We start from the raw sequence: 24,555 nt of genomic DNA, 5'->3' as shown, positions 1-24,555 counted from the left end.
TCACTGATAACGCCGCTGCTTTCAGTCCTGCTGCTCTTGGGCAAACCTGGCGCGCAGCTGTCCACAGGCGGCATCGATGTCTTTGCCCATTTCCCTGCGGACGGTGGCATTGATTTTATGTTTCTGCAGTACCTTTAAAAATGCTTCAACCACTTTTTTTGATGGGCGTTCAAAGCCTTTTTCTGGCACTGGATTGGCCGGAATCAAATTGACGCTGGCATGTTTGAACCGCAAATGATTAGCCAGCAGCTCGGCTGCTACAGGGCTGTCATTTTTGCCGGCAATCAGAATATATTCATAAGTCACCTGCCTGCCGGTATAACCGACATAAGCTTCGGCAGCCTGGATGACGTCCTGAAAAGGAAAACCTTTGTTGACCGGCATCAGCTCGGTTCTGAGCTCAGGCTCGGCTGCGTGCAGCGAAATTGCCAGATTGATCGGCAGTCCCAGCTGCGTCAGCTTTTCGATACCTGGGATAATACCGCAGGTAGAAATCGTCATGTTCCGGTAACTCATATACAGCGTATTTTCCCGATGCAGGAACTGCAGTGCGCCGATAACGGCGTCAAAATTAAGCATCGGTTCGCCGCTGCCCATAACGACAATACGACTGACCTGCTTACCTTCTCCGACCAGCATACTGTTAAAAATATAAACCTGTGCTAAAATTTCAGCGGCGGTCAGATTACGAATGCAGCCGCTGAGGCCGCTGGCACAGAAAGCACACCCCATATCGCAGCCGACCTGGCTGGATACGCAGACGCTGTAACCATAATCATGGCGCATCAGTACGGTCTCGACCGAATTGCCGTCCGGAAATTCGAGCAGCACCTTGCGGGTCAGATCGTCCTGCGATACCTGCTCGCGCAGGATTTTAAGCTGCTGCGGCAGGAGCGTAAAGTTTGCTTCTAAGATAGCGATATCCGCTTTGGAAAGATTGCGCATCTGATCAAAAGCAGTTACGGATTTTTGGTATAACCATTGATAAACCTGAGCCGCGCGGAATTTCTTCAATCCGGCAGCCACCAAAAGTTCCTGTAATTCAATTAAAGATAAGCCAAAAAGCTCTTTTTTCACAGCCTACTCCTTACGCACCAAAGCGCAGATATAGAAACCATCGGTACCATCGTGCTGCGGCAGCAGCTGCAATTCGTCCACTGTTTCACCTGTCAGCGGGTGCTGAAAACCGGCATACTGCCAGTTGGGATTATTTTCTAAAAATTCAGCGGGAATGTAATGATTTTCGGCCTGCTCTAAAGTGCAGGTACTATAGACCAGCCTGCCGCCAGGTTTGACATAACGGGCAGCATTGCGCAGAATATCGCGCTGCAGCGGCGGGAAAGTTTTCAGATCAAGCTTATTTTTCTTCCAGCGTGCTTCGGCACGACGGCGCAGTACGCCCAGCCCCGAACATGGAGCGTCTACCAGCACGCAGTCTGCCATTGACGCCCACTCAGGCTTAAACTCTGCCGCATCCTGCAGCGACGGCTCAATGATTGTAATGCCCAGCCGCCTGCTGTTTTCTTCGATCAGCTTGATTTTATGCTCGTGGATATCAGTAGCGTAGATAACGCCTTTGTTTTGCATCAGCTGCGCTAAATGGGTCGTTTTACCGCCCGGCGCACTGCAAACGTCGATAACTGTCTGCCCGGGCTGAGGTGCTAAAACCGGCGCTACCAGCATCGAGCTTTCGTCCTGCACATAAAACATATCGTTGTATTTACTGAACAAAACACTGAGCGCCGGGATCTTGGTACAGACGATACCATCTTCGCACCATTTGGAAGGTTCGGCCTCAAAGCCATCCTCCTGCAGACTCGCCAGAAGTGTTTTGCGGTCAATCACCAAAGTGTTTACACGCAGTGTCAGAGGCGGTGGCTCGTTATCAAAGCGGCACAAAGCCTGCGCCCCTTCAAAACCGAATTGTTTGAGCCAACGTTTTACCAGCCAGTCCGGATGAAATTCTTTAAGTGCTAAATACTGCCTGGGATCTTTTCCTGCATCCGGATAAACGATACTTTCCTTACTGCGCACCGCTCCGCGCAGCACGCCGTTCACAAATTTTACGATGCCTTCATGCCCGAACTTCTTCGCCAAATTAACGGACTCGTTACAAGCAGCAGAGGCCGGTATGCGTTCCAAAAAATAAATTTGGAAAACACCCAGCCGTAATATATTTAAAATCATCGGTTCGATTTTGCCAAGAGGACGTGATACCAGCTGCTGCAGCAGCCAGTCTATAGTGCCTTTGGCCTTCACCGTGCCGTAAACCAGCTCGGTAACGAACCTTCTGTCCTGTTCGCTATGATTTTGTTTGCTTAGCGCCTTGCCGAGCGCTATATTGGCGTAAGCCCCATCTTTGAAAACGCTGTTGATCACCTGAGCCGCTGTTAAGCGGGCATTTGGCAGCATGTTCACAGCAGCGGCTTGTTCTTTAATGTTCGCCATGCTTTTCCTCAACTTCTAAAAAGTCTAATACTGCGGCCTCCACACGTTTGATATCGACGCGGGTATTGAAGCAGGGCCCGAAGGGACGTTCATTGAGCACGCCGACTACCGGCAGCGGGAACACGTCCTGGATACCGCTGGTCAGATCACGTTCACAGGCCACAGCCACAATAGCTTTCGGTCTGATCTGTTTGACCATTTGCCGGGCCAAAGTTCCGCCTGTGGCTACTGCCATGTGGATACCGTATTTATGGGCCAGCCCCAGCATATCGCCAACGCTGCAGCCACCGCATTGACGGCAGTTTTCGATATTACGGGTGATCTTATGTACGCAGGTATCCAGCTGGATACAGTGCGGGGTCAGGATCATAATGCGGTCGGCAGGAACTTTGACGCGATGCTGCTTGACCAAATGATTACTGACTTCGATAAAAGACTGCTCTATCTTACTGCGCGGGATATCAAAAATTCTGCCTAAAACAACGGCGAAGGGGAATAAGATATTCACAGCCTTCCAGGCCCAGAAGTAAAAGATCTTCATGATGGGCACACCTAAGATAGCCAGTACGATACCGGCAACACCGGCCAGCAATGCTAAAGCAATAGCGATACCGATGCCGCCGAACACCACAGGCAGCTTGGCGTTGATTTGTTCCAAACCAGGCAGAGCTACGCGCCAGGCCATATAAATGACCATCGCGCCAATAACGGCGCTGGCCAGAGTCAGTGAAACAAAGACCCTCTTTTTAGGCTTAAAAACATTTTCAAGTTCAATCATTACTTACCCCTCGATATTACCTAATACAGTGCCGGGCTCTACACCGCGGCCATTGCAGAAAACTTTGGCTTCCATACGTTTTTTCGATTCCGGCTGCACTTCCAGCACTTCCAAGGCACCGCTGCCGCAGGCAACTATAAAACCTTTTTTCGTTACAGCCGTAACTGTCCCTGCTGGTGCCGTCTGCCCCTCTGCCGGAACTGTTTTCCATATTTTCAGGTTTTTGCCGTCCGGCAATCTGGTAAATGCGCCGGGAGCCGGATTAAATCCCCGCACCAAATCGTGTATTTTAGCGGCCGGATTATTCCAGTCGATTTTTTCCATTGCCCGGTCCAGCAGCTTGGCATAGGTTGCTTCAGTCTCATTTTGTTTTTCAGGCTTTGCCGCACCTGAGGCAAGCTCGTCTAACGTTCGCACCAGAAGCTCAGCCCCTTTGACCTTCAATTCGTCATGCAGCTCTCCCATCGTCATTTCACTGCCTATAGGAACGATAACTTTACTGAGAATATCGCCAGTATCCATGCCGATATCCATCTGCATGATCGTTACGCCGGATTCTTTTTCGCCCTGCAAAATCGCATAATGGATCGGTGCCGCACCGCGATATTTCGGCAGCAGCGAAGCGTGTACATTGACGCATCCTAAAGGCGGCAATGCCAAAAGCTCCTGATTGAGCAGCTGCCCAAAAGCGGCAACGACGATGATCTCTGGCCGCAACTCACGCAGCTGGGCAATAACCTCAGGTGTTTTGACCTTCGCCGGCTGATACACAGGTAAACCCTGCGATAAAGCGTATTCTTTAACAGGCGTCATCAGCATTTTCTGCCCGCGCCCTTTAGGACGGTCGGGCTGCGTAACAACGGCAGCGATTTCGTGCTTACCTGATTCCACCAAAGCCTGTAAAGTTCCTACGGCAAAATCTGGTGTACCCATAAATACAATTCTCATTTTGATCTCCTTTAGCTTGCCGCCTATTCTATGCCGACAGGCACTGTTTCTTTAGGTGTCAATACGGTAGCTTTATCAATAAACAGGATACCGTCCAAATGATCCAGCTCGTGCTGTACAGCGATCGCCAGAATGCCGTCGCTGGCAAGCTTCATACGTTTGCCTTTACGGTCAAAAAACTCACATTCAATATATTCGGCGCGTTCTACTTCGCCTTCAAAATTAGGCACCGACAGACAGCCTTCGCCGCCGACAACGGAACCTTCCCTTTTGGTGATAACCGGATTGATAAGCTCGATCAGGCCTTCGCCAACGTCGATAACTACTATTCGTCTGGAAACACCTACCTGAGGCGCTGCCAGGCCTACGCCGTCTGCCGCGTACATGGTTTCCGCCATATCGTTCAGCAAACGGACTGTTTTTTTATCTATACGTTCTACTTCTTTTGCCTTTAACCGCAGCACTGGGTTACCGGCAACAATGATATCTAATTTAGCCACGGTCGGACCTCCTTAATTTTTCGTACCTTATATTATACCATAAAATTCAAACTGCAGGCAATTTCTAAACTACGCTGACAGGGTCGACGTCAAAAAAGACATTTCGGCATTCTTTAAATTCAGAATTCCACAAAGCACGCTTGACCGGCTCCATCTGCGGACATTTTACAAGAATGTTCATGCGGTACAGGTCACGTACCTTGGCAACGATAGCAGGGAACGGCCCCAATACCAACAGTTCCTGTTCAGGATGTTCCAGCTGCAGCGTCTGCAGAAAATTAACGATCCGCTGGGCCAGACTGCTGCCGCGCACTTCTTCCTTATCCAATACCGTAATTTTCAAAATTTCGGTATAAGGCGGATATCCAAGCTCCTGCCTGATTTCCAGTTCGCTGGCGGCAAAAGTGTCGTAATCCTGCGTCGCCGCCAGCTTGATAACTGGATTATCCGGGTCATAAGTCTGCAGGACCACATGGCCGGCCCTGTCACCGCGCCCGGCTCTGCCTGCAGCCTGTGTCAGCAGAGCAAAGGTTCGTTCCGAAGCTCTGAAATCGGGCAGATTCAGCGTCGAATCTGCCGAAAGGATACCCACCAGTGTTACGTTAGGTATATCATGTCCTTTTGCTACCATCTGCGTACCTAAAAGCACATTATATTCACCGCTGCTGAAAGATTTAAGAATATCCTCATGCGCGAATTTTTTGACAGTCGAATCCTGATCCATCCGCAAAATCCTGATTTCCGGCAGTTCGGCAATTTCTGCTTCTGCTTTCTGGGTGCCAGTACCAAAAAATCTGATTCTGCGACTATGACAGTTAGGACATTCGTCCGGGATCGGGGCGGTATTCCCGCAGTAATGGCAGCGCATTGCTTCACCGGCACTATGATAAACCAGCGCAACAGCACAATGCGGGCATACAATACTTTCACCGCAGTCACGACACATCACAAAGGTTGAAAAACCACGCCTGTTCAGCAGTACTATAGCCTGCTCTCCCTGTACCGCCGTCTGCAGCAATGCATCGTTCAGCGCCGCCGAGAGCACAGATTTATTCCCCCGCTGCAATTCCAGCCTCATATCGGCAATTTCAACATGCGGCAGCATACTGCCGTTGGCACGCTGCAGCAAACGCAGATGTGTATATGTTCCCTGGCGCGCTTTATAAAAACTTTCCAAATCAGGTGTCGCACTTCCCAAAACTACCGGAATACCGCTCAGCTGCGCCCTTTTCAGGGCTACTGTCCGCGCATGATAATTGGGCCGCTCGTCCTGCTTGTAACTGCTCTCATGTTCTTCATCAATAATTATCAGGCCCAGATCGCTGAAGGGAGCAAAAACAGCTGAGCGTACACCGATCAGCAGCTTGGCACTGTTAGTACGCATTTTATACCACACATCGGCACGTTCATTCTGTGACAGTTTGCTGTGGGCAACCGCAACTTCATCGCCGAACCAGGCCTGAAAACGTTTAACGATCTGTGCCGTCAATGCTATCTCTGGTACCAGCAGCAGAACCTGCTTGCCTGCTTCCATTGCCTGAGCTGCCGCCCGCAGATAAACCTCTGTCTTACCGCTGCCGGTTATGCCCTGCAACAAAAAAGTTTCCTGATGCGGCTCTGTAATAGCACTGCCGATAGCCTCAACAGCCTGACGCTGCTCGTCTGTCAAATGCAGACTTTCCTTCAGCTCCGTCCTGTTGGCATAGCTGTTGCGCAAAACACGTTGCTCACTACGTTCGCTCCAGCCTTTCTCACATAAGATACGCAGTGTCGCAGCACTCACCTGCACTGACGCCAGTTCCTCCCCGCTTAGAGGGCGTTCGGCTTCTGCCAGCACTTCCAAGGCATGCATCTGTGCACGCAGACGTTTATTATATGCTACCAGAGCCTCACGTCCTGCCTTAGTCACAACAAAGCAGATACGGGTCTTGATTTTCAGTTTATTTTCGTAATCATAAGCGATCAGCTTACCTTCATCGTTATAAACAGCCTGCCGCTTGATGCTGGTTTTACCTGGAATAAACAGCCGCATCGCCTCAGCCGGCGAACACAGATAATATTCGGACAGCCAATTTGCCGTTGCCAGCATTTCCGCATCAAACCAGGGGCGCGTATCCAGTGTCGCCAAAATTTCTTTACATTCGTATTCTGCCGGAGCAGCCGCGGCCAACGATGTCACAAACCCCTCTACTGTCTGATACCCAAATGGCACCACAACACGCCAGCCCACATCAACGTGGTCCAGCTGCGGCGGTACGGCATAGGTAAATTGTTTGAACAAGTTTTTTACAGGCAGGTTGATTGCCACATTTATATATTTCATGTAATGCTCCATTACTGTAAACTTTAACTTATTATACTTCTACTATTTAAATGAAAATTCCTTTATTTTTCCTACGGACAACAGTTTTTATACTAAGATAAAGAAAGTCACAGCTCCTGCAGAAGCTGTGACTTTACCAACATTTTAAATTACAAGCCTGCCTGTTCTTTCAAGGAAGCGGCTTTATCCGTACGCTCCCACGGCAGATCAATATCAGTACGTCCCATATGGCCGTAAGCAGCCGTTTGTTTATAGATCGGACGGCGCAGGTCCAAAGCTTTGATGATCGCAGCCGGACTCAGCGAGAAGTTTTTGCGCACCAGGTCAGCGATCTTATCATCGTCGATCTTACCGGTACCAAAGGTATCTACCAAAACAGATACAGGCTGTGCCACGCCGATAGCATAAGCCAGCTGAATCTCACATTTACCAGCCAGTCCGGCGGCAACGATATTTTTAGCAACGTAACGTGCGGCGTAAGCAGCGCTGCGGTCTACCTTTGTGGGGTCTTTACCCGAGAAAGCTCCGCCGCCATGACGTGCCATACCGCCGTAGGTATCGACAATGATCTTACGTCCGGTCAGACCGGAGTCACCCTGCGGGCCGCCGATAACAAAACGGCCGGTAGGATTGATATAGTATTTGGTATCAGCGTCCAGCATTTCTGCAGGTACGATCGGTTTAATAACATGCTCCATAATATCAGCGCGGATCTGCTCCATCGGAATTTCAGGCGCATGCTGAGAAGAAACTACTATAGCGTCGATACGTACGGGCTTACCGTCGTCGTATTCAACTGTAACCTGAGTTTTGCCATCAGGACGCAGATACGGTAAGGTACCGTTTTTACGAACTTCCGACAACCGACGGGCCAGCTTATGAGCCAGACAGATAGGCAGCGGCATATATTCTTCGGTTTCGTTAGTAGCGTAACCAAACATCATACCCTGGTCGCCGGCGCCTACCTCAGTTTCCTCTGCTTTGCCTTCTTTAGCTTCCAGTGCTTTATCAACACCTAAAGCGATATCGGCAGACTGCTCGTCGATAGAGATCAGCACGCCGCAGGTATTACCGTCAAAACCATATTTAGCACGGTCATAGCCAATATTGACTACAGTTTCACGGGCGATTTTCGGAATATCCACATAACAGTTTGTGGAAATCTCACCGACAACATGAATCTGACCGGTTGCCACCAAAGTTTCACACGCAACACGTCCCATCGGGTCCTGTTCTAAGATAGCGTCTAAAACCGCATCAGAAATCTGATCGGCGATCTTATCCGGATGTCCTTCTGTTACAGACTCAGAAGTAAATAATTTTCTCATAATTAGCCTCCTTTAGATAAAGTACACATCATCAATCTGCCTGCTTACTAAAAAAGCGCTCTCATAATGAGAGCGCTGCGTATTATTGTTCAGCATTCTCATCTCACGAATTATCGCAGGACTTAGCACCGTTTTGCAAGACTTTCACCTTACAATGGTTGCTGCGGTTTCACAGGGCCATTCCCTCCACCAGCTCTTGATGAGTAATATTCAATTACAATGCTTATTATAGCGGAACAACTTTCAAATTGCAACAGATTTTACAAAAATCTTTCATTTTTACATCCCGAGGCCTACAAAAGCTTATTTCTACGCCTTTTGAACGAGTTATACTATTTACGATTTGCGCAAACGCAGAACAGTATTCAAAAGCTCTTCTGCAACTTCTGCTTTGGTCATTTGCTCCAGCTCGCGCACTTCGCCGTCCGGAAACAGGAATTTAACGATATTGGTATCAGAGTTAAATCCTGCCCCCTGCAAAGTGACATCGTTAGCAACGATCATATCCAAATTCTTTTTGCAGATTTTTTCTTTTGCATTAGCAATCAGATTTTGAGTTTCGGCAGCAAATCCTACCAAAAACTGTTTTTCTTTACGTTCGCCCAGAGCTTTTAGAATATCAGGGTTTTTATCCATTACGACAGTTAAAGCGTCGTCAGTTTTCTTTTTGATTTTCTGTTCGGCAACATCATGGGGTCTGTAATCAGCCACAGCAGCAGCTTTGATCACTATATCCATGTCGTTGTAAGCTGCCAGACAGGCGTCCATCATCTGCTGCGTAGTTTCAACCTGCACCGTTTTGACATTAGCAGGCGGATTCAGCACCGACGGCCCCGAAACCAGCGTCACCTCGGCACCGCGGTCAGCAGCGGCCTGCGCGATAGCATAACCCATCTTACCGCTGGAGCGGTTGCCGACATACCGTACCGGGTCGATCGGCTCGCGGGTACCGGCAGCAGTTACCAAAACACGCAGATTTTTCATATCGCCACAACTTCTGGCAAAGAAAGCTTTGACAAATTCCACGATCTCACAAGGCTCAGGCAGACGTCCCGCACCAGAAGTACCACAGGCCAAAAAGCCTGTCGCCGGGGCCATCACAGTTACGCCATGCTCTTTCAGGCAGGTAATATTTTCCTGCGTCAAAGCATTTTCATACATACCTGTATTCATCGCCGGACAGACGATGATCGGTGCCTGAGCGGCCAGTAAAGTTGTAGAAAGCAGATCGTCGGCAAGACCGTGCGCCATTTTCGCAATGATATTGGCAGTAGCCGGAGCTACTACAAAAACATCAGCCCAGTTTGCCAGAGCGATATGCTCAACATTAAATTCCTGGTTACTGTTCCACATAGAAGTCGCAACAGCGTTGCCGCTGATTTCCTTAAATGTCAGCGGCGTAACAAACTGCCGGGCATGCTCTGTCATAACGACACGCACCTCGGCCCCCTGCTTGCGCAGACGGCTTACCAGATCGACAGCTTTATAAACGGCGATACCGCCAGTAACGCCTAAAACGATTTTCTTTCCTTTTAGCAACAAGGCACTAAGCCCCCTTATCTCAGCGTACTTTACGCTCGTAAGTAATAACATCGTCAGCGATCTCGCGTAAAGCGGTGCTTACTTCTTTCTGAGGCATATTCTGATTGCCTACCGTCAGTTCACGGGCACGTTTGGCAGCTAAAATCACCAGGGTGTATTTACTGTCAACTTTCTCTGCTAAATAATCGATAGAAGGGTCAACCATACTCATATTTCTCTCTCCTTATGTGCCGCATGGCAAATTTCATTGATAATAAAATAAGTTCTGGCAGCACGGTAACGTTCTGCTTCCATGATCGTCAAAACTTTGCTGGTAGCTTTCTGCGCCACATCATTGACGACTATATAATCATATTCGTTGGCATAAGCCAGTTCACCTGTTGCCGAAGCTAAACGGCGTTTAATAACGTCTTCGCTGTCCGTGCCGCGTTTATAAATGCGCGAGCATAATTCATCAAGTGACGGTGGTACGATAAACACAAATACTCCATCAGGAAAGCGTTTTTTAATCTGCATCGCGCCCTGGATATCAATCTCCAAAATAACATCCTTACCCTGATTCAGCAGTTCCATAACATAAGAACGGGGCGTACCGTAATAATTTCCATAAACCTCGGCATATTCCAGCAGTTCTCCCTCTGCGATCATCTGCTTTACTTCTTCCACAGATTTAAAAAAGTAATTCACGCCGTCAACTTCGCCGTTACGCGCCTGTCTGGTAGTAACTGAAACGGAATAAGCCAAGTCGGGAAGCTTTTCCCTAAGCATCTGACAAATCGTTCCCTTGCCGGCTCCTGAAGGCCCGGACAAAACTAATAATAACCCCTGCGGCTTCACGATTAGCCCACCTTCCGTTTTATTTATTCTTCGTCTTCGTCGTCAGTCTGCACTAAACGGTTGGCGACTGTTTCCGGCTGCACAGCCGATAAAATAATATGACCGCTGTCAGTCACGATAACCGCTCTGGTTCTGCGGCCATAAGTGGCATCAATCAGCATACCTCTGTCGCGCGCTTCCTGAATAATCCTTTTGATAGGAGCAGATTCAGGACTGATGATAGAAATGATCCTGTTGGCAGCTACAATATTGCCAAAGCCAATATTGATCAATTTGATATCCATACTTTCACCCTTTCCCCATTACTCGATATTCTGGATCTGTTCCCTGATTTTTTCTATCTCAGCTTTGATCTCCACAACAACTTGCGCCAAAGTATAATCGTTGGCTTTGGAAGCAATGGTATTTGCCTCGCGGTTGAATTCCTGGATAAGAAAATCGAGCTTGCGACCGACAGGCTGATCTGCATCAATGATCAGCCTGAATTGTTTAATATGGCTTTTCAGTCTGACGATCTCCTCAGTAATACTGGTACGGTCAGCAAAAATAGCGACTTCCTGCAGCAATCGTTCCGGTTCAATGACCTGGTTATGTTTCGCAAGCAGTTCGTTGATCCTGTCGCTAAGGCGGGTCTGGTATTCTTCAACTACCTGCGGCGAACGTTCTTCGATTACTGCCAGTTTTTCGGCAATCAGATCGGCACGTTTAATGAAATCACCATAGATATTACTGCCCTCAGTCTCACGCATAGAGACAAGATTACTGATAGCCTGGCGCAAAGCCTGTTCCAGCTTCGGCCAAACACTCTCAACGTCAAAAAAACCTTCTTGTGCATTGATCACATCCGGGCAGCGTGACAAATATAAAATTTCCGACTGCTCGTTAAGCTTATAGTCTTCACAGCCGATAGCGGAACCAACATCACGCAAAGCGTTATGATACGCCAATACCAAAGCTTTATCTACTTTAATCGAAACGTTTTCTGTATTGGTATAAGAAGCATTGATAAAAACATCGATGCGTCCACGATTAACAGATTTTAAAATAGTCTTACGGATTCTGTCTTCTACCGGATTCAAAAAACGCGGTAAGCGAATAGCTACCTCGTTATAACGGTGATTGACCGTTTTCATTTCAATCGTTACTGAAAACTGCTCATCTTCATATTCACCCCGGCCGAAGCCAGTCATACTTTTCAGCAAGCTAAAACCTCCTAAATTTTATGATGATTCATTTTATTTTAATAACGCAGGATCCACGACAAATTCTCGTCCGCCGCAATAAGCGTCCTTAATGACCAGTAAATAAGGTTTGTCAACATTAAATTCTGCCTGATCAAAATAAAAATTATACTGCAGCTGGCAGATCTTCTGCTTTACTTCCACAGACTCAGATTTGACATCCGATTTCGTTTTCTGCTCCAGATCGATGTCCGCAGGCTTGATTTTATTTTCCTTCAAGGCATCCAGCTGTTTTTGCAGTGCTGCTGCTTTTTCCTCGATCGTTTCCATCCGGTCCAGCTTTTTCTGTACCTCCACATCAACGATAGGCTTATTGACCGCCTTGTCAAGATATCTGCCGTCTAAATAGTCGCTGTGGTATGGTGTGACAAAATTCCCATTTTGCACAAGCTGCACTTCCAAATCTTTTTCATTCAGGATTATCGGTGCGTTAATCACCGCACGTATAACTAGCACGCCATCGTAACGCGCTACCAGTTCTTTAGCATTCTCCACACTGACACCGGCAACCTCCTGCGTTTTTCCTGCGGTATCCAGAGCCGTCAGCAGATAAGGAGTATAAACTATGATCCTTTCCTCATCACGATAAGGATTGGTTTCAAAACTTTCAGCAATTACCCACGGCTGCAGCATAACCGCGTCATTTTTTTCACCCTGATAGCTTTTACCATAGGCAATAGCCGCTTCTAAATTCTGATCAGTAGCTGGAAGCGCCGCTTCTGCCTGCAGGCAAAAGGCAACCAGGCACAGCACCAAAAGCAGATTTTTCATAATCGTATCCCCTTCCGATTATTTGCTAATCGCGAAATCTGTTGTATACTTATTCTTGAACTATTATTATATCTTATTCTGCTTTTACGTGCAAATCAAAATCACTAAAAAACGAAGTAAAAAGGAGCAAATCAATGAATTTAGAAGGTTTGACCTTGCATATTTTAACAAATAAACTAAAAGAAGAGCTTTTAGGCGGCAAGATCTACAAGGTTTTTATGCCCTCATACGAGTCGCTGCTGCTGCTTGTAAAACGCGAACGCGATACTGCGGCATTGCTTGCTGATTTCAGCTGCGGTTCACCGATGCTGTACCTGCCGGATAATTTACCCGAACGTCCCGAAAGTCCTCCGGCTTTTTGTATGCTGCTGCGCAAGCATCTGGAAGAAGGCCGTATAACCAGAATCGAGCAAAGCGGTCTGGATCGTATCATTACCATAGATATTGATACAATCGGTACCGCTAGACAAATAGTTACTAAACAATTGATTTTTGAACTGACCGGCAAAAACAGCAATATCATTTTTGCCGAAAACGGTCTGATTTTCGACAGCTTGAAGCATGTTAATAAAGCAATGAGTTCTTTCCGGCAGATCATGCCTAATCTGCCTTATCTTACGCCGCCTCAGCAGACCGGACTTTCTATTTTAACAGCTCCAGCTAATGCAATCATTGAGGCAATGCACGAATTTAAAACTAAAAACAGCTTAGCTGCTTTGATCGCTGCCACTACAGGCATTGGCAAAATAACCGCATCCGAGCTTTTAGCTGCGGCTGGTATAGATAGCAACACAACTGCTTTGACTGCAGAGGAAGAACAACGTCTCGCCAATGCAATCTATTCATTACAGCAATCAGCTAATCAGCAAACATCAGCGCCGGTATATGCTGTCATCAGCCGCACTAATCAGGTCAAGACTATTCTGCCTTTTGCCCCCACGATTTTGGAATCAGGCTGTAATACTAAACAACTGCCAGATATCAACAGTGCGCTTAATTATGCAGTCACCCTGACGCCAATTCAACTACCTGAACAGGAAACACTGCAAAAATTAGTCATCGGCGAAAGTCAGCGTCTGGAAAAGAAGCTGCCGGTTTTGGAAAAAGATCTGCTTACCGCTGATAAAGCTGAAGCACAGCGGATGATCGCCGATACCATCATGGCTAATATTTATCAGATCAGCAAGGGACAAAGTTCCTGCCAACTGCTTAATATTTATGACAACGAGCCGCTTGAAATCCAATTATCCCCCTTACTTTCACCTACTGAAAACGCACAGGCTTATTATAAACGGTACAATAAATATAAACGTGCACAAAGCGAAGTCCAAAACCAAATTGAAACGACCAGGGAGATGCTCAATTACCTGGCTTCCATTGACGCTTCACTGACTACGGCAACCACCAAGAACGAAATTGCTGAAATAAAACAGGAGCTTATCACCGCAGGACTGCTGCAGAATCAGGGCAAAAAACATAAAGGTCAGGAACCAAAATCGGAGCCGCTGCTCATAAAGATTTCCAAAGAAACGACCTTATATATCGGTAAAAATAATAAACAAAACGACTACGTGACTTTTACATTAGCACGCGGTAAGGATCTGTGGTTCCATACTAAAAACATTCCCGGATCACATGTCATCTTAAAAACAACGCTGCCCCAGGCAACGGCAAGTGATATTGCAGCAGCAGTTCTACTGGCCGCTTATTTCAGCAAAAGCCGCAGCGGCAGCAAGGTACCTGTAGACTGTACCGAGCGGCGTTTTGTCAAGAAACCCAATGGCGCTAAACCTGGGTTTGTGATCTATACCGATCAAACAACCTACTATGCTACGCCTGATGAAGCAGAGGCTCAAAAACTTTTAAGCAAATAATAAAAACACCTGGTTTACCGACCAGGTGTTTTTATTATACCAAGATTATTTTTACAATATCTTTAAAGCCAGCAGCCCTAAATATTCCTTTAACGCCATTGCAGAAAGCTCCAGCGCAAACCCCTGCGGCATAAAGCTAAAAATACTTAGCTGCATTTTTCCGCTCAGCTGATAATCACAGGGAAAAGGCACTATGTCCAAACTTTTATCAGCAAAATTCAGTACACTGCGCGGCATATGAAAAGCCGAGGTCACCAATACGATTTCCTGCCACTGCTGTTCACGGCACAACGCAGCAACATTAACAGCATTTTCAGTTGTATTTCTTGCTTCGGTATCAGTAAAAACCTGTTGTGGCGGTACACTAAGCTCTAGCAGCACTTTTTCTGCCACTGCGACTTCTGTACCACTGTCGGCAAAAACCTGCCCACCGCTGATAATGATCGGGATATCTAATCGTTTCTGCAAACGCACCCCGGTGATCAATCTATTCATAGAGACCGCCGACAAGGCCTCTCTACCACTGATATCAGGCACATCCCTGACAGCTCCGCCACCAAGAACAACTACAGCATCAGTTTTACCGATTATTTTTTCCAACGCCGGAGGAACATACTGCTTTTCCAGTCCCTGCATAAGCATTCCGGCAACAGGCAGAATCGAAAACAGATATAAAGTGACCGTTACTGCTGTTAAAGGATAACGAAGTCTGCTACGTTTCTTAAAACAATAACCGCACAGTAAAAACAGCATTACAATAATACCGCCTGGCGGCAGCAGCCAGCCCGCAATAAACTTATGTACATACAGCATATTACTTACATTCCTTCACCAGCATCTCATACATCTGTCTGAAAATCTCCGGCTGTAAATTGATCTTATTTAAAATCGTATAACGCTTACGGACTTCTTTGGCAAACATCCAGGCTTTGATAAATTCTTCTTCAGTAATATTCAAAGTTTTTGGGCTAACGGAAATATCGTAAGCTTCCAGAAAATCCAGCAGAATATGATGGTCACGTCCCTGAAGACGGCAGGCTACGACACTGCCAAGAGCTACCAAAATACCATGTGGGATATTATGCTCAAACAACTCATCCATAGCGTGACAGAATAAATGTTCCGACCCGCTGCAAGGACGTGAATTACCAGCTATCTGCATCGCCAGCCCGCTCAAGACCAGTGACTGGGCCAGCATTTGAATCCCGGGAACTGTCGTCAGTGATTTAGCTTCAGAATATAAAAGCGAAGTAAACGCCGTTTCAGAAAGCATATAGGCAAAATCGTTAGGACGATCGCTGTTTTCTTCACAACCCAGCTTCCAATCATACAGTGCCGTATAATTACTGATCGTATCACCGACACCGGCTTTCATCAAAAGCCTCGGCGCGTCAAAAACAATATCAGTATCGATCAATAATCCGTCAGGAATTTTAGAAGTAAAAGAATGTTTGCGGCCGTTTTCTGCAAACAATACGGAAACAGGAGAGGCAACGCCGTCATTGCTAAGTGTAGTCGGTATCGCTATATAAGCTACGTTGGCAACAAAAGCAGCATACTTGGCCGTATCCAGTGCTGTACCGCCGCCCAAACCAATGATCAGGCTGATATTGTTCATTGCTACCTTTTTAGCAACATCAACAGCAAAATCAAAGGAACTCTCCTGAACGGTAATGATTTCAAAATCCAGTAACTGTTTCAATAGAACAACGACTTTTTTCTCTAAAGTCTGTAAAAGTCCGTCTGTCGTTAAAATCAAAGTTTTGGTATGAATAAGTTTAGGCATATATAAACTTAGATTTTTATTGAGGTCCTGAACTGCGTTTTCTTTGACCTGCATAAACAACGGCAAGGAATAATTACTCATCATTTAACCTCCCGGCGTAGTTTTATTAGCATATTATCTATTCCCTATTATATAGCAAAATCATTGTTACTAACAGCATTATTACTAAAACAAAACAATATTTTACAAAACTCTGTCACCTTAACAGGAAAATAAAAAAGCCTGCCGAAAAGGCAGGCTCTGATACTCAAAATTATTTACGGATACCAAGTTTAGCAATGATAGCGCGATAACGTTCGATATCTTTAGCCATCAGATAGTTCAGCAGACCACGACGTTGACCAACCATTTTCAGCAGGCCGCGACGGGAATGATGATCTTTCTTGTGTTCTTTCAGATGCTCGGTCAAATATTTGATGCGTTCGCTCAAAACAGCGATTTGTACTTCCGGAGATCCGGTGTCGCCTTCATGACGTGCATTTTCAAGAATGAGTTGTTGTTTTCTTTCAGCTGTTAACATTGTAATTCCTCCATTTTTTTATAATCCCCAAAGCATAGAGGTCGTTGGAGAAGCGAGCATCCAAGCCTTGGTTAAAGTACTTATGTAGTATACCACACTTGACTTTTAAAGACAACTATTTTTTGTAACATTGGAAATAGTTTTTAATATTTTCGCGGTCTTCAGTAATACGTGCTTTCAGCTCATCGATACTGGCAAACTTTTCTTCACCACGTATATATTTATAAAAGTAAACAGTGATCTCCCTGCCATACAGATCGCCTTTAAAATCAAACAGATTTACCTCCAGACGTGCATGCTCCACATCGCCAAAAGTAGGGTTATTGCCGATATTGGCCATACCAAAATACAGCTTATCGCCTACCTTGACCTTGACCGCATAACCACCAGTTGCCGGCACAGCAGTTTCACTGCGCTGCAGTTCGATATTCGCAGTTGGAAAACCAATTGTCCTGCCGCGCTGCGCCCCATGCGTAACTATACCGGTGAGCGCATAAGCACACCCCAGCATCTGATTAGCATGCTCCACATGCCCTGCCTGAATCAGACTTCTGATGCCAGTACTGCTGATAACGTTTTTACCGCATTTGACCAGTTGCCTGATAATCACGGTAAAGTGATCGTGCAATCCGGTACGCTGCAAAGTATCTGTTTTACCGCTGCCTAAAAAACCATAGCTGAAATTTTCACCTACTACTAAGCATCGATAATTAAATACAGCCAGTTTTTTCAAAAACTCATCCGGCGATAATCCGGCTAAATCATGATCAAAAGGTACGTTCACCAAAATATCAACGCCTAATTTTTCCAGGTATTTTATTTTTTGCTGCTGCGTAATAATTCGCACTGGCACTAAATCAGGCTTGATCAGGGATAAGGGATGATTGCTGAATGTAAAAACAATCAGCTTCAAACCATGCTTTTGGGCATAATCACGTGCTGTTTTTATAATATCCTGATGACCTAAATGCAGCCCATCAAAAGTTCCCAAAGCAATAACACTGGGACTATATTCAGTTTTCACAGCTTCTAATGAAGTAATGATTTCCATATCTGCCTCAATCTAAATCATTTCCGCATCTGCTTGAAATTGTTTCAATATTTTTTCAGCTTTAACGAGCTCGGACTCTGCACTGCCAATGCCAAGAAAATCACCTGTAATCGTTTTCAAGCGGTATGTACCGTTTGAAATGCCTCGCACAGTGGTCTTTACCCCCTGAGTAATCCGCAGCGCCTGCTTATCTGTCAAAACCAGTTCCTGTAAATCCTGCACTGCTGCTTCGGCAGGAAGCAGATAAGCATACGGTGCAGCGGCAATTTCTTCTAGAGTTTTGGCCTCTGACAGGTAAAAATCTCCTACCTGTTTGCGTAATAAAAAGCTCATTGTGCCGCACATACCAAGTTCTGCCGCAATATCTTCCAGCAAAGTCCTTACATAAGTTCCTTTTGAACATACAATATCAAGTGTTAAAGAAGTACCAGTTTTATGAAGCAGCTCTAAAGCATCAATAGTAATGCTCCGTGCTTCCCGTTCAACTTCAATCCCCTGCCGTGCCAGCTGATAAAGCTTCTGACCATCTTTTTTTATAGCAGAGTACATGGGCGGAATCTGTTTTTGTTCACCGATAAATTTTTGCAGAGTTTCTTGAATTTCGGTTTCAGTAACAACACGAACCTCTGAACTGGCAATGATCGTACCACTGTCGTCTCCTGTGTCTGTCTTGATACCGAATTTCAGTTCAGCCCGGTAATTTTTACGGCCTTCGACTGCATATTCCAACAGCCTTGTTGCCGTACCGATAAAAACAGGCAGTACTCCCGCGGCATCAGGATCAAGTGTGCCGCCGTGTCCGATTTTCTTAGTTTGCAAAGTCCTGCGCAGAAAGCCGACCACATCGTGAGACGTCATTCCACAGGGCTTGAGTACATTCAAAATGCCTGATGTCATACTAATTTTTCCTTTAAAGCTTTCAAAAGCTGCTGCTGCGCTTCAGGTAAAGAGGCTTCGATAGTACAGCCTGCCGCGCGCAGATGACCGCCGCCGCCGAAGGTAATAGCGATTTCAGAAACATCAAGGTTACGAGACCGCATACTGACACGGGTAACAGCTTTTTCCACGGCTTTAAACATAATAGCAACTTCGACGCCTTCAATATACCTTGGATAAGAAATGAAGGTATCTGTATCAACATCTTTGTCATACATTTCGTTATTAATAGAAATATATGCAATTTTACCATCAGCATCAAAGGTCAATGTTTCCAAAACCTTTGTCAGCATCTCGATATTAGAGCGCGGCTTAATCTCCATACTGTCAGAAATTTCATTGGGTTTTACCCCTATTTCCAATAAAGCTGCTGCTATCCGCATCGTTTTCGGCATCGTATTAGAATATTTGAAAGAACCGCAGTCCGTATACAGCGCCGTATAGATACACGTTGCCATCTCCAGATCCACTTCAACTCCTAATGTATCAATCAACTCATACATAATTTCACCAGTAGCAGCCGCAGCTGTATCAAGATACAAATAATCGGCATATTCGGTATTAGAAATATGATGGTCGATATTGAGTGTTTTAGGAGCATTGACACACTGTGACACGTTACCGGCTCTATCTAAAGAACTGGCGTCGATCACGACTAACAGATCCGCAGCTATCCGCTCATCATTTTGAAAACGGACAAAGCTTTCGATACCGGGTAAAAATTTATAGACCTTTGAGATTTCATCATCAACAGTCACAATGACATCTTTCCCAAGCTTCTGCAAAGCTTTCATCAAACTCAAAGCAGAGCCCAGCGTATCACCGTCTGGGCTCACATGAGAACATAATACTATTTTATTGGCAGCCTGCAGTAAAGCGGCTGTTTCCTGCAGGGAACAATGCTTACTCATGCGAGGGACCTTCCTCTTCTTTGATTTTCTTCAGCAATCCCTCGATATGTGCACTATACTCCATCGAAGTATCTTTTACTAAAATCAAATTAGGAGCAAAGCGGAGGCGAATCCGCTTTGCTATTTCCGTACGCATAAAGCCAAGTGCTTTATTCAATCCCTGCCAGGCGGCTTCATGATCCTTTTCCGGACCATAAAGGCTGACATATACTTTAGCAATGCTCATATCGTCAGTAAGCTCAACACCGGTAATGGTAACAAACTGGATCCGTGGATCTTTGATATCCATCAGCAGCATTTTACTAAGCTCCTGTTTGATTGCTTCCTGTACTTTTTCTACTCTTAATCTAGCCATAGTTCACCTATTCGACGGCGACTTCTTCCATAGTGAAGACTTCGAACACGTCGCCTTCTTTCAAATCGCGGAATTTTTCCAAAGTAACACCGCATTCATAGCCTGCAGCGACTTCCTTCACATCGTCTTTGAAACGTCGTAAAGTGTCGATTTCGTCTTCGTTGATGACGATACCGTCTCTAACTACGCGCACTTTAGAAGTATTGGTGATCTTACCTTCCAGCACATAGCAGCCAGCAATCAGCATTTTCGAAATAGTGATCATCTGACGAACCTCTACACGGCCCTGGATAGTCTCCTGGAATTTCGGTGCCAGCATACCTTTAATAGCAGCTTCAACGTCATTCAAAGCGTCATAAATAACGCGGTAAGTACGAACATCTACCTTCTCTGCTTCCGCTGCTTTACGGGCGTTAGCATCAGGACGAACATTAAAGCCGATAATGAGGGCATTGGCGGCCGAGGCCAGCATAACATCGGACTCGGTAATAGCACCTACACCAGCATGTACAACAACGACTTTAACTTCGTCATTTTTTATATTCTGCAAAGAAGAACGCAAAGCTTCGATAGTACCTTGAACGTCGGCTTTAACGACGATATTCAGGTCTTTAATCTCGCCCTCTTGAATACGTTGGAACAAATCATCCAGCGAAACTTTGGAATTCTGCTGAATTTCTTCAATACGTTTTTTCGCAACACGCTTTTCAGCAACACTGCGGGCAATCTTTTCATCAGTAGAATCAAGAATATCACCGGCCAGCGGCACATCGTTCAAGCCTAAAACCTCTACAGGCGTAGAAGGCAGTGCTTTTTTGACTTTTTCACCACGGTCATTGACCATTGCACGCACCTTGCCATAAGCAGTACCGGCAATAATAGTATCACCGATCTGCAAAGTGCCGCGCTGAACTAAAACAGTAGCGACAGGACCGCGGCCTTTATCAAGCTGCGCTTCAATAATCGTACCATGAGCAGGCAGACTTGGATTAGCTTTCAGATCCTGCATTTCTGCAACCAGCAGAATCATTTCCAACAGTTCGGAAATACCTGTTTTCTGATGTGCGGAAACCGGAACCATGATAGTATCGCCGCCCCAGTCTTCCGGGATCAGCTCATGCTCAGCAAGCTGCTGTTTTACATGATCCGGATTAGCTCCGGGACGATCCATTTTATTAATGGCAACGATAATAGGTACCTTTGCTGCTTTTGCATGGTTAATAGCTTCGAGCGTCTGCGGCATAACACCGTCATCTGCAGCAACTACCAAAATAGCAACATCTGTTACCTGTGCTCCACGCGCACGCATAGCTGTAAAAGCTTCGTGACCGGGAGTATCAAGGAAAACAATCTTTTTGCCCTGATAATTAACCTGATAAGCACCGATATGCTGCGTAATACCGCCAGCTTCTCTTGCTGTAACATTAGCCTTGCGAATAGCGTCAAGCAGAGAAGTTTTACCATGGTCAACGTGACCCATAACAGTTATTACCGGCGGTCTCGGCAAACGTTTAGCCGGATCATCTTCCACTTCCGGAATTTCAGTCGGATCCTCTTCAGGCGGTAACGCGGCAACTTCGACATCAAATTCACTGCCGACCAACAATGCCGTATCAAAGTCGATATCCTGATTGATAGTAACAATCACGCCCAACATGAACAAAGATTTGATAACTTCGCTGACTTCACGTTTCAGCAGGTTGGCAAAATCTTTGACATTGATAGTTTCGCCGATCTCTACATAAGTAGGTTTCTGAACCTCTACTACAGGCTGCTGCACGCGCGGAACATTATTATTGCCGCCCTGGCGTTTATTACTGCGTCCCATATGATTATTACTGCGGTTAGGACGGCTGTCTTTAGTTGCATAAGAACCTTTGATCTGCGGTTTATCTTTACGGGCATTTTTATTAAAAGGTTTATTATTGGCACCAGCAGGACGAGCAGTATTGGCCTGCGGACGCTGTGCACCGGTACCGCCTTGCTGCGGACGTGCATTATTATTGTTATTCATATTTCCCTGTTGCGGGCGCGCATTACCCTGCTGCTGCGGGCGCGCTGCGTTAGCATTATGCTGACCAGGCTGCTGCCCACGCGGGCCTATATAAATGCCCCCCTGAGGACGCTGCTGCGGTCTGTTTCCCTGCTGCGGGCGTTGTCCCTGTTGATTATTGGGACGATTTTGCGTATTAACGCCCTGGTTAGGACGGTTTTGATTAAACCTCTGACCTTGATTTTGGGTATTAGGACGTTGCCCCTGCTGTTGCTGTGGGCGCTGACCTTGTTGGTTGTTAGGACGATTCTGCTGGCTGATGCCCTGATTAGGACGGTTTTGACCTGCGTTCTGCCCCTGCTGATGATTAACGGCAGCAGGACGCGGACCCTGATTAATAGGACGTTGCCCCTGATTGTTGGGACGCTGACCCTGTTGTTGCTGCGGACGCTGTGTATTCGCAGCGGAATTCGGTTGAGTTTGCACCTGCTTCGGAGCAGCTTCAGCCTGCTTAACCGGCTCTTTTTTCACTATATGTTGCGGTGCAGGAGCAGCCTTCTTCTCCTGTACAGGCTTCCTGGCCGAGTTTTTCACTACCAAATCTCTAACCGTATCGTCTACAGTGCTTAACGTACTTTTTACCTGAATGTTATTTTTAGCTAAAATATCGATTACTTCCTGGTTTGTTTTACCAAGTTCTTTTGCTATCTCATATACTCTATGCTTACCCATTCATCCACCTCCAAGCGTATTTATGTCATATATTTTTATTTATCATATTCGCAAAGCTGTTATCCAAAACAACTACTGCGGTTCTTTTAGCCTTGCCAATCGCCCAGCCCAGTTCATCTCTGGTCAGGCATTCAACCACGGGTGTATCAGACATCTCTGCCATAAAATACATATCTTTTTTAGAATTTTCAGCAGCATCTGCGGCCACAAGCAATAGCTTAGCTTTACCGTTTTTCAGAGCAGATCTTACAGCATAGTCGCCTGATGCCAGTTTACCTGCTTTCTGTGCCAATCCTAAGGCAAAAGTCACACCATTATTCGCCATCAGGCAAATCCTCCAGCAATTTGGCATAAACTTCTTCGCTGACCGGCTTTTCCAAGGCCCGTTCCAAACGTTTTTCCTTCACTGCTTTGGTGATACATTCTTTAGATTGGCAAACATAAGCTCCACGACCTGCCTTTTTCCCAGTCAAATCAAGGCTTATCTCACCTTCCGGAGAACGTACTATTCTCAGCAGAGCTTTTTTCTCTTTCATTTCATTACAGCCCACACATTTACGTTGAGGGATCTTTTTAATCTTCGTCTGCTTCATAGGCTACACCAACTTCTTGTGCTCCCTGTTCTGCTTCTTCGGCAGCCTGAGATTCACTTTTGATATCTATCTTCCAGCCTGTCAGCTTCGCTGCCAGACGTGCGTTTTGTCCTTCCTTACCAATTGCCAGAGACAACTGATAGTCAGGCACTATAACGCGGCAGATTTTTTCTTCTTCCAGAACTTCAGTACTGACAACCTTAGCTGGCGATAAGGCATTAGCCACATATTGGTCAGGCTCGGAACTGTATTTGACGATATCGATTTTTTCACCGCGCAGCTCATTAACAATAGTCTGAACACGCATACCTTTATGTCCAACACAGGCGCCGACCGGATCAATATTCTCATCCTTAGTATAAACGGATATCTTAGAACGCATACCAGGTTCACGAGCTACTGACTTGATCTCGACCAATCCGTCGTGAATTTCAGGAACTTCCAGCTCGAACAGTCTTTTCAGCAATCCCGGATGTGTTCGGGAAACCATGATCTGTGGGCCTTTGCTGGTCTTTTTTACTTCCACGATATAGGTTTTCATCCTATCATGATATTGATAAATTTCTCCGGGGATCTGCTCGTTAGGAGTCAAAATAGCCTCGGCCTTACCTAAATCAATATAAACATTTTTATTTTCCATACGTTGAATGATACCGGTTACGATATCATTCTCTCTGCTGGAAAATTTCTCGAAAACCATGCCGCGTTCTGCTTCACGGATACGCTGTACAACAACCTGTTTGGCATTTTGTGCTGCAATACGACCAAAGTTACGTGGAGTCACCTCAGTTTCTACAATATCATCGACTTCATAGCGAGGATCTATTTTACGGGCTTCCTCCAGAGAAATCTCATTAGGATCGTCGCCTACCTCTGCCACAATATGACGCTGTGCATATATGTGAAGTTCACCTGTTACTTTGTTCATATCAACACGGACATTCTGGTTAGAACCAAAATTCTTTTTATAAGCTGTTACAAGAGCTTCTTCGACCGCCTGGAACAGGAGTTCCGGATCAATCCCCTTCTCTTTTCCCAATTCCCCTATTGCCAGAATAAAATCTGCGTTCACGTTTCTTAATCCTCCT

The 24,555-nt window shown here is 46.0% G+C and carries 25 protein-coding genes and 1 riboswitch; of the genes, 1 reads left to right on the top strand and 24 read right to left on the bottom strand.

From position 1 onward, the window contains the following. Positions 1-21: 21 nt before the first annotated feature. The 13 genes from rlmN to PFJ30894_RS07770 form a co-directional block, all read right to left on the bottom strand. On the bottom strand, positions 22-1,077 hold the full coding sequence (rlmN, locus tag PFJ30894_RS07830) for a 23S rRNA (adenine(2503)-C(2))-methyltransferase RlmN (protein WP_113077015.1): 1,056 nt from the start codon (positions 1,075-1,077) through the stop codon (positions 22-24). 3 nt (positions 1,078-1,080) lie between these two features. Next, the gene (gene rsmB / locus PFJ30894_RS07825) at positions 1,081-2,448 is read right to left on the bottom strand and encodes a 16S rRNA (cytosine(967)-C(5))-methyltransferase RsmB (RefSeq protein WP_227202256.1); all 1,368 of its coding nucleotides are present in this window, start codon (positions 2,446-2,448) and stop codon (positions 1,081-1,083) included. After that, positions 2,435-3,226 (bottom strand): DUF116 domain-containing protein, encoded by a 792-nt coding sequence (locus tag PFJ30894_RS07820; protein WP_021718418.1) that lies wholly within the window; start codon positions 3,224-3,226, stop codon positions 2,435-2,437. Before PFJ30894_RS07820 ends, rsmB begins: the two co-directional genes overlap by 14 nt. Positions 3,227-3,229: 3 nt before the next feature. Next, complete coding sequence (fmt, locus tag PFJ30894_RS07815) at positions 3,230-4,174, bottom strand: methionyl-tRNA formyltransferase (protein ID WP_113077016.1); 945 nt, start codon at positions 4,172-4,174, stop codon at positions 3,230-3,232. A 23-nt stretch (positions 4,175-4,197) separates the two neighbouring features. Beyond that, entirely contained in the window at positions 4,198-4,674 is a 477-nt protein-coding gene (gene def / locus PFJ30894_RS07810) for a peptide deformylase (RefSeq protein WP_021718416.1), read from the bottom strand. 64 nt (positions 4,675-4,738) lie between these two features. After that, positions 4,739-6,997, bottom strand: coding sequence for a replication restart helicase PriA (gene priA / locus PFJ30894_RS07805; RefSeq protein ID WP_113077017.1), 2,259 nt, complete (start codon positions 6,995-6,997; stop codon positions 4,739-4,741). Positions 6,998-7,146: 149 nt separating this feature from the next. Next, positions 7,147-8,325: a methionine adenosyltransferase gene (gene metK, locus PFJ30894_RS07800; protein ID WP_113077018.1), complete on the bottom strand. Its 1,179-nt coding sequence runs from the start codon at positions 8,323-8,325 to the stop codon at positions 7,147-7,149. Positions 8,326-8,420: 95 nt separating this feature from the next. Continuing rightward, positions 8,421-8,531, bottom strand: a riboswitch (SAM riboswitch). 130 nt (positions 8,532-8,661) lie between these two features. After that, entirely contained in the window at positions 8,662-9,864 is a 1,203-nt protein-coding gene (gene coaBC / locus PFJ30894_RS07795) for a bifunctional phosphopantothenoylcysteine decarboxylase/phosphopantothenate--cysteine ligase CoaBC (RefSeq protein WP_125669956.1), read from the bottom strand. A gap of 22 nt (positions 9,865-9,886) precedes the next feature. Continuing rightward, a complete protein-coding gene (gene rpoZ / locus PFJ30894_RS07790) occupies positions 9,887-10,072 on the bottom strand; it encodes a DNA-directed RNA polymerase subunit omega (RefSeq protein ID WP_113077352.1) in 186 nt (61 codons plus the stop codon). 2 nt (positions 10,073-10,074) lie between these two features. Beyond that, positions 10,075-10,704 carry a guanylate kinase gene (gmk, locus tag PFJ30894_RS07785; protein WP_021718411.1) on the bottom strand — a complete coding sequence of 210 codons (630 nt, stop codon included), beginning with the start codon at positions 10,702-10,704 and terminating at the stop codon, positions 10,075-10,077. 23 nt (positions 10,705-10,727) lie between these two features. After that, a complete protein-coding gene (gene remA, locus PFJ30894_RS07780; RefSeq protein WP_021718410.1) occupies positions 10,728-10,988 on the bottom strand; it encodes an extracellular matrix/biofilm regulator RemA in 261 nt (86 codons plus the stop codon). Between the two features lie 18 nt (positions 10,989-11,006). Next, positions 11,007-11,906, bottom strand: a complete 900-nt coding sequence (locus PFJ30894_RS07775; RefSeq protein WP_167457044.1) for a YicC/YloC family endoribonuclease — start codon at positions 11,904-11,906, stop codon at positions 11,007-11,009. A gap of 33 nt (positions 11,907-11,939) precedes the next feature. After that, positions 11,940-12,716, bottom strand: coding sequence for a hypothetical protein (locus tag PFJ30894_RS07770; RefSeq protein ID WP_125669502.1), 777 nt, complete (start codon positions 12,714-12,716; stop codon positions 11,940-11,942). 134 nt (positions 12,717-12,850) lie between these two features. On the opposite strand from PFJ30894_RS07770, the gene PFJ30894_RS07765 reads away from it, so the two are divergent. Next, positions 12,851-14,590: an Rqc2 family fibronectin-binding protein gene (locus tag PFJ30894_RS07765; protein WP_125669501.1), complete on the top strand. Its 1,740-nt coding sequence runs from the start codon at positions 12,851-12,853 to the stop codon at positions 14,588-14,590. 51 nt (positions 14,591-14,641) lie between these two features. On the opposite strand, the gene PFJ30894_RS07760 is transcribed toward PFJ30894_RS07765, so the two are convergent. The 11 genes from PFJ30894_RS07760 to nusA all read right to left on the bottom strand — a co-directional run bounded on the left by PFJ30894_RS07760 (position 14,642) and on the right by nusA (position 24,539). After that, complete coding sequence (locus PFJ30894_RS07760; protein WP_125669500.1) at positions 14,642-15,403, bottom strand: YdcF family protein; 762 nt, start codon at positions 15,401-15,403, stop codon at positions 14,642-14,644. Between the two features lies 1 nt (position 15,404). Next, entirely contained in the window at positions 15,405-16,460 is a 1,056-nt protein-coding gene (locus PFJ30894_RS07755; RefSeq protein ID WP_113077021.1) for an iron-containing alcohol dehydrogenase family protein, read from the bottom strand. Between the two features lie 169 nt (positions 16,461-16,629). Next, entirely contained in the window at positions 16,630-16,896 is a 267-nt protein-coding gene (rpsO, locus tag PFJ30894_RS07750; protein WP_021718404.1) for a 30S ribosomal protein S15, read from the bottom strand. A gap of 115 nt (positions 16,897-17,011) precedes the next feature. Then, positions 17,012-17,947: a bifunctional riboflavin kinase/FAD synthetase gene (locus tag PFJ30894_RS07745; protein WP_125669499.1), complete on the bottom strand. Its 936-nt coding sequence runs from the start codon at positions 17,945-17,947 to the stop codon at positions 17,012-17,014. A 12-nt stretch (positions 17,948-17,959) separates the two neighbouring features. Beyond that, positions 17,960-18,844, bottom strand: coding sequence for a tRNA pseudouridine(55) synthase TruB (gene truB, locus PFJ30894_RS07740; RefSeq protein WP_125669497.1), 885 nt, complete (start codon positions 18,842-18,844; stop codon positions 17,960-17,962). Continuing rightward, positions 18,841-19,794 (bottom strand): DHH family phosphoesterase, encoded by a 954-nt coding sequence (locus PFJ30894_RS07735; protein WP_125669495.1) that lies wholly within the window; start codon positions 19,792-19,794, stop codon positions 18,841-18,843. Before PFJ30894_RS07735 ends, truB begins: the two co-directional genes overlap by 4 nt. Continuing rightward, positions 19,787-20,149 (bottom strand): 30S ribosome-binding factor RbfA, encoded by a 363-nt coding sequence (gene rbfA / locus PFJ30894_RS07730; protein WP_021718400.1) that lies wholly within the window; start codon positions 20,147-20,149, stop codon positions 19,787-19,789. The genes PFJ30894_RS07735 and rbfA overlap by 8 nt, the downstream gene beginning before the upstream one ends. Before the next feature lie 7 nt (positions 20,150-20,156). Further along, positions 20,157-22,874, bottom strand: a complete 2,718-nt coding sequence (infB, locus tag PFJ30894_RS12050; RefSeq protein ID WP_113077024.1) for a translation initiation factor IF-2 — start codon at positions 22,872-22,874, stop codon at positions 20,157-20,159. A 25-nt stretch (positions 22,875-22,899) separates the two neighbouring features. Then, positions 22,900-23,199 carry a L7Ae/L30e/S12e/Gadd45 family ribosomal protein gene (locus PFJ30894_RS07720; RefSeq protein ID WP_021718398.1) on the bottom strand — a complete coding sequence of 100 codons (300 nt, stop codon included), beginning with the start codon at positions 23,197-23,199 and terminating at the stop codon, positions 22,900-22,902. After that, positions 23,189-23,467, bottom strand: a complete 279-nt coding sequence (gene rnpM / locus PFJ30894_RS07715) for an RNase P modulator RnpM (RefSeq protein ID WP_021718397.1) — start codon at positions 23,465-23,467, stop codon at positions 23,189-23,191. Before rnpM ends, PFJ30894_RS07720 begins: the two co-directional genes overlap by 11 nt. After that, the gene (nusA, locus tag PFJ30894_RS07710) at positions 23,448-24,539 is read right to left on the bottom strand and encodes a transcription termination factor NusA (protein ID WP_021718396.1); all 1,092 of its coding nucleotides are present in this window, start codon (positions 24,537-24,539) and stop codon (positions 23,448-23,450) included. The genes rnpM and nusA overlap by 20 nt, the downstream gene beginning before the upstream one ends. Between the last annotated feature and the right edge of the window lie 16 nt (positions 24,540-24,555).

Origin of the sequence: Phascolarctobacterium faecium, from assembly GCF_003945365.1 — a bacterium.
GTDB classification, from domain to species: domain Bacteria; phylum Bacillota; class Negativicutes; order Acidaminococcales; family Acidaminococcaceae; genus Phascolarctobacterium; species Phascolarctobacterium faecium.
This window is presented reverse-complemented; position numbering and strand designations above follow the sequence as displayed.